The 5,106-nt window shown below is 35.0% G+C and carries 8 protein-coding genes and 1 pseudogene; all 9 read right to left on the reverse strand.

All coding sequences use genetic code 11. The features are described 5' to 3' along the window. Positions 1–478: 478 nt before the first annotated feature. Positions 479–880: a type II toxin-antitoxin system VapC family toxin gene (locus tag KGY70_16670; protein ID MBS3776834.1), complete on the reverse strand. Its 402-nt coding sequence runs from the start codon at positions 878–880 to the stop codon at positions 479–481. Next, positions 880–1,116 carry a hypothetical protein gene (locus tag KGY70_16675; protein ID MBS3776835.1) on the reverse strand — a complete coding sequence of 79 codons (237 nt, stop codon included), beginning with the start codon at positions 1,114–1,116 and terminating at the stop codon, positions 880–882. The genes KGY70_16670 and KGY70_16675 overlap by 1 nt, the downstream gene beginning before the upstream one ends. 199 nt (positions 1,117–1,315) lie before the next feature. Further along, positions 1,316–1,621, reverse strand: a complete 306-nt coding sequence (locus tag KGY70_16680) for a helix-turn-helix transcriptional regulator (GenBank protein ID MBS3776836.1) — start codon at positions 1,619–1,621, stop codon at positions 1,316–1,318. After that, positions 1,608–1,966 (reverse strand): annotated as a pseudogene (locus tag KGY70_16685) (type II toxin-antitoxin system RelE/ParE family toxin). Before KGY70_16685 ends, KGY70_16680 begins: the two are co-directional and overlap by 14 nt. Positions 1,967–2,165: 199 nt before the next feature. Continuing rightward, entirely contained in the window at positions 2,166–2,456 is a 291-nt protein-coding gene (locus KGY70_16690) for a DUF2442 domain-containing protein (GenBank protein ID MBS3776837.1), read from the reverse strand. Further along, complete coding sequence (locus tag KGY70_16695) at positions 2,453–2,758, reverse strand: DUF4160 domain-containing protein (GenBank protein MBS3776838.1); 306 nt, start codon at positions 2,756–2,758, stop codon at positions 2,453–2,455. Before KGY70_16695 ends, KGY70_16690 begins: the two co-directional genes overlap by 4 nt. A 202-nt stretch (positions 2,759–2,960) precedes the next feature. Further along, positions 2,961–3,368, reverse strand: a complete 408-nt coding sequence (locus KGY70_16700; GenBank protein MBS3776839.1) for a putative toxin-antitoxin system toxin component, PIN family — start codon at positions 3,366–3,368, stop codon at positions 2,961–2,963. Further along, positions 3,358–3,573: a hypothetical protein gene (locus KGY70_16705; GenBank protein MBS3776840.1), complete on the reverse strand. Its 216-nt coding sequence runs from the start codon at positions 3,571–3,573 to the stop codon at positions 3,358–3,360. The genes KGY70_16700 and KGY70_16705 overlap by 11 nt, the downstream gene beginning before the upstream one ends. Before the next feature lie 271 nt (positions 3,574–3,844). Further along, the coding region (locus KGY70_16710) for an alpha/beta fold hydrolase (GenBank protein ID MBS3776841.1) at positions 3,845–5,106 on the reverse strand (1,262 nt) is incomplete at its 5' end.

Genomic DNA, 5,106 nt, shown 5'->3' on the forward strand with positions numbered 1-5,106 from the left:
CTTCAAAGATAACAATAAATTAAGTTATAGTCAAAAGGTCAGGCTCTCAAGCTTGCGCATCACGTTTGTTATATCCTGGTTTTATTTATAAAAGAAAGTTTGCCTAAATTTACTCGACATGCTTTTTCTAAATATGGAATTTTTCCCGATCTCCATGCTTCATAATCACTTTTCGAAAGGTAATCAAGTCTCATAAGCACATCTACTAAAGACAATGTATCCTTTTTCATAAGTCAAGGATCGTGCAACACTTTTTATTTTCTTTTCTAAATCTTTGTTATTCAAGCTCATTCAATCTATGTTATATTTTATCTTAGCTACTTGCATAAAGCTTGCGCTAACGGACACGCATATGTTCAGCAGCGGTTTTGGACCTGCGTTTTTATCTCCGTAACAAAACATTTGTTTAGTCTCAAAAACCATAAGCTTTTACATCACCCGCTGTTGAATATATGCGATGTTGGCGGTTTGTTGCTTATTATATTGTCCAGTTTTCTATTTTCAGGTCTGGAATTCGTTCGAACTCCTTTTCATTATTAGTCACTAAAGTAAGGTTAAGGCTCTTGGCATGAGAAGCAATCAATGTGTCTAAGGGTCCAATTGGGGTGCCGTTTTTTTCCAAGTCTGCTCGAATTTTTCCATATTCAATGGTTACAGCATAGTCAAAGTCGAGAATTTCAAGAGGAATTAAAAACTTATCAAGGGCTTCCTGATTTTTCTTGGGATTGGAACTTTTCATTATTCCATAATACAGTTCAGCTAAAGTAATAGAAGAAATTGCAACGTCTCCAGGTGATAAACTTTCAAATTTTTTCAGTACGTTGGCAGGTCTTTTTTTAATGATATAAATACAGATGTTTGTATCCAGCAAATATTCCATTAATCGAGTGATTCTCTTTGTTGATTATCTGGTTGTTCTCTGTTATCCATAAAGTCAGAAGTGAAGGAATCTAAACTGTCAAATAGATTCTGCCAGGGTTTATGATATGGGATAATATACAAAGTGTTTCCCACTTTTTTCAGATATACTTTGTCATCATCGATTTTCATCTGTTTAGGGATCTTGATGGCCTGAAATCCCTTTTTATTCTTTATGTCAATTGTCTTGAATCCCATATCCATTTTCTTTGATTACAAATATAACGAATTTCTGTGATTTTTGTTGGACTCTTCCAGCAACGCTCCGCGGCATGAACCGTGGGGAGCTAGTAGCAACATACCTTTCCACCGTTGCTAGCCAGTGGAAAAACACAAGGCTTTAGACTAACTCATTACACACCAATGGTTTATGACGCATGTTGGGGTGCGTTTTATTTTAAATTTTTATCGATATATTTACCTTCCCTCCAAGTCCTTTTTCTACTACTTCATAAAGAGTTTTTAATGTCATATTGCTTCCATCGTTTTCAATCCTTGAAATATAACTACGCTTTTTTTGCAGTATCTCGCCTAATTGTTCTTGAGTCAAATTTTTATTTTCACGGGCTTGTCTTAATAAATACCCAATTTTAAATCCTTCAAATTCCCTCTCAAGCTGATCTCTTCTGGGAGTACCTTTTTTACCGAATTGTTCATCTTTAATCTCTGTCCAGCTTTTAATATTTGGATTAGTTTTTTTCATTTTTACCCTCCTTTTCTTTATAATATTCATTCATCAGTCTTACAGCCTTTTCTATTTCTTTCCTGGGAGTTTTTTGTTTCTTTTTTTGAAAGCCGTTTAACAGAATAATTAATTGACCTTCATCAAAAAACAAAATACTCGCCAAATATTACTTCCCAGTGAAAATCTTGTTTCATACAATTTTTGGGTTCCTTCAATTTTCCTGATAAATCTTGAGGGAATTACCCGGGTTGACTCAACCAGTTCAATAATCTTAAATATTTTGTTTTGAACTTTTACAGGTTGCTGGTTTAAAAAAGCTTCAAAATACCCTTTATACGAAACAACTTTCCAAAATCTTTCCACTAAATTTTTACTCCAAAGGTAACTTAAAAGTTACATAATTCCAAATCTTTTTTTGATTTTTTGACAGAGGATCTCTTTAATGCACCCCAACGTCCAGCGCTAGAAAGCCTGCCGGCTCATATCCTCATAGTTTTGTTAGATATTAAAGGTAACAAATCGAACCGTAGGTTGCAATGAAAACCAGGCCCCGGCATGATTTTTAGCGCCTGATATCAACTTTTCCGTCATATAAATCCCAAATGGGGAAAATCATATCATAGTCATTCCAATTGAGATTTCCATCAACTATCTTAAATTGAGTGAAAAGACTTTCATCGAGATATTTTCTTATTGAAGGATGTAATGATTTGGATAAAAATGGTTTGAAATCAACTAATTTTTCAGTGCCATCATTGAATTTAATTCTTATGGCATAATCCCCAATATACTTTGCATCTTCAATTCTCAGGGTTTTGGTTTCTGTTTGGTTATAATCAACTGATATCTTCATTTTAATCTTTTGGTTATTTTTTCAAATTCAACCTCTTTATGGTATACAAAATAATTTATCCATTTCTCGACAATTTTATCCGCATACATCTCTAAAAACGATTCAAAGTCTTTAAGATTTTGTCCTTTGAGTGGTTTTGCTCCTTTTACAGTTTTAATCTTGATTTCTTGAATAATTCCATTTATGATATAAAACTCTGCTTTACTTTCAAACTCTCCTTTTTTGGCGTGAACATGAATTGGTTCGTGTTCATTGGAGTAAAAGAATATAAGGATTCCTAAGTATTCAAAGATTTTGGGCATTGAATCATTTTTTTTACAAAGTTATAAATTTTGTTCCATGATTCATATTTTGGTCTCTTAGCCATGAGCCACGGACACGCATATGTTCAGCAGCGGTATGGGTCTACGTATTTCCCGAAATAAAACTTTTCCTTGTGTTCAAATCTATAGGCTTCTGCGTCACCCGCTGTTGAATATATGCGATGTTGTGGCGTCGTGTTTTTTACAATTCGTTTTTCAATTCCCTAATCGTAAGGATTTTTGTTTCTTGTATATTATTGATCTCAAGCAAATCTTCGTCTCCGGTTACAAGGTAGTCAGCATTACTATCAATTGCCAGGTTCAATAAAAAATTATCTTTAAAGTCACGGCAAATATTAACTTCTGTGGTAACCTTTATTAAAATTCCATATTGGTCAAAAGTTTGAATTATATTCTGTATATCATCGTCTGTAAAAAATTTTTGGAATTTCGGTCTGGTAGCAACTGTCAAGAATTCCTGAATCAACTCTTCATAAAATATGAGTTTTACTTTTCCCTTTTCAATGTATTTATCTAAAAAGCTGTAATCGTGTTTTATAAGAAAGCTAATCCACAGATTTGTGTCAAGAATGACCTTCTTACTTTTCATATCGAGCTTTCCTAACCGATTCAATTTCCTTGTTGATTTCCTCTAAAGAAGGAGCACTTTCAGATTGGTTCCTAAGTCTGTCAAGTAATTCGGAAAATTCGGATTTAGCCTGTTCTTTCTTTATTTTAATTAATCCCATGTCAGCAAGATCATTAATCAATCGCTTCGCTTTTGGGTTTATTATTTCAATTCTTATAAATTCCATGACAATCTTGTTTTAAGTTTCTTAAATATACAAAATTAAGAAAAATTCTGTTATGTGTTTCAATTTATAAACTTACTGGGCTCTTTCCGAACATGCGCCACAACGTTTTGCAATATGCGTAGGCCGGGATTTCGAAGCTCCAACTTATCAAACCGCTGCAAATTTTAGTAAATGTACAAAATTTAGAATTACCCACATCCCCCGGCTTACGTATATTGCGTGTTACAGGCTGGCTTTTCTCCTGTCCATGCTAAAAATATTCAATTTTATGCTATTCAAAAAATTCAATAAGCTTTTTGTTTACAATCTCCGGTTTCTCCATATTTAAACCGTGTCCGGCATTGGGAACAATAATAACTTCGGCATGTGGAATGGCTTTTAGGGCGTTTGCTTTAAACGCTTCGGGACTGTCGTAAATGATGGGTTTACCGCCTGCCATGATAAGGACAGGCATTTTAATCATTTTCAATTCTTCGGGTTCGTAAATTTTATGCTGAGGTATGTCAAACATTCCTACAGAACCATATTCTATGACATCAAGCATGTGCTCAAACCAGATGTCTAATTGTGGGTCGGTATATCCCCCGCCCATCCAATCAAAAAATTTCTCATACTTTTTTCTGTTCGGAAAAAACATAAAATACTTAAACCCTTTCCATGCCATTGAGCTTTTCATGGGCATAAAAGTTTCCGAAGGGTCTAAAAGAGCCAAGCCCGAAATGCTGTCGGGTATTTCGCGGGCTAAAGCCAGCGCCAGCCAACTGCCGTAGGACAATCCTGCAACTGAGGTTTTCTCAATATGGTAATGTGCTAATATTTGGGTAAACCAAATTTTATAATCGTCCATGCTTGCAACAGCTTTGCCCGCGGGTTTACTTTTTCCGCCATAGTTTATCATGTCGAGCGTATAGACTTTAAAGTGCTGTGAAAGTGCCTTCACATTGGGATACCACATGGTGGCATCGGCAAATAAACCCGGCAATAAAATTAAGGACTGCTCATTATTTTCACCGGATATAATTACATGCGATTTGCCGTAATCAGTATCCACAAATTCTTCCCGGTATTCCAAATCCCATAACTCCATCGTTATATCGTAGCTTTTGTAAGCTGTTGCTTTACCTTCTTCGGTTTTGTATAACGACTTTGGTGCTGTCAGTTCTTTATTGGACGAGCAACTTATGGTAAGCGCTGATATTAACGCCAAAAACAATGTTTTTATGCCTGTTGATTTCATTTTCAATGCCTTATTCTCATTCTCTGATTTTGTGACATTTAAATAATCGTAACAATTTGTAAAATAAACAGGGTTTTGGGTGTCGCCTATCACCATGTAGGTGTTATTTCGCCTGTACAACACAAAACTATCGGCAAACCAGGTACAATGTAAAATAGTGTAAGGGATCCCGGATTCCTTGATTAATTTATGTCCTTGCTTACGGATAATGTTGGGAATAAAGGTAAACTTTCCTGCATCCTGATTATTATCTAAAGCGCCTAAGCCGGATATGCTGATAATTTGTTTTATGCAAT

It is taken from the genome of Bacteroidales bacterium (assembly GCA_018334875.1).
Classification (GTDB): Bacteria; Bacteroidota; Bacteroidia; order Bacteroidales; family UBA12077; genus JAGXLC01.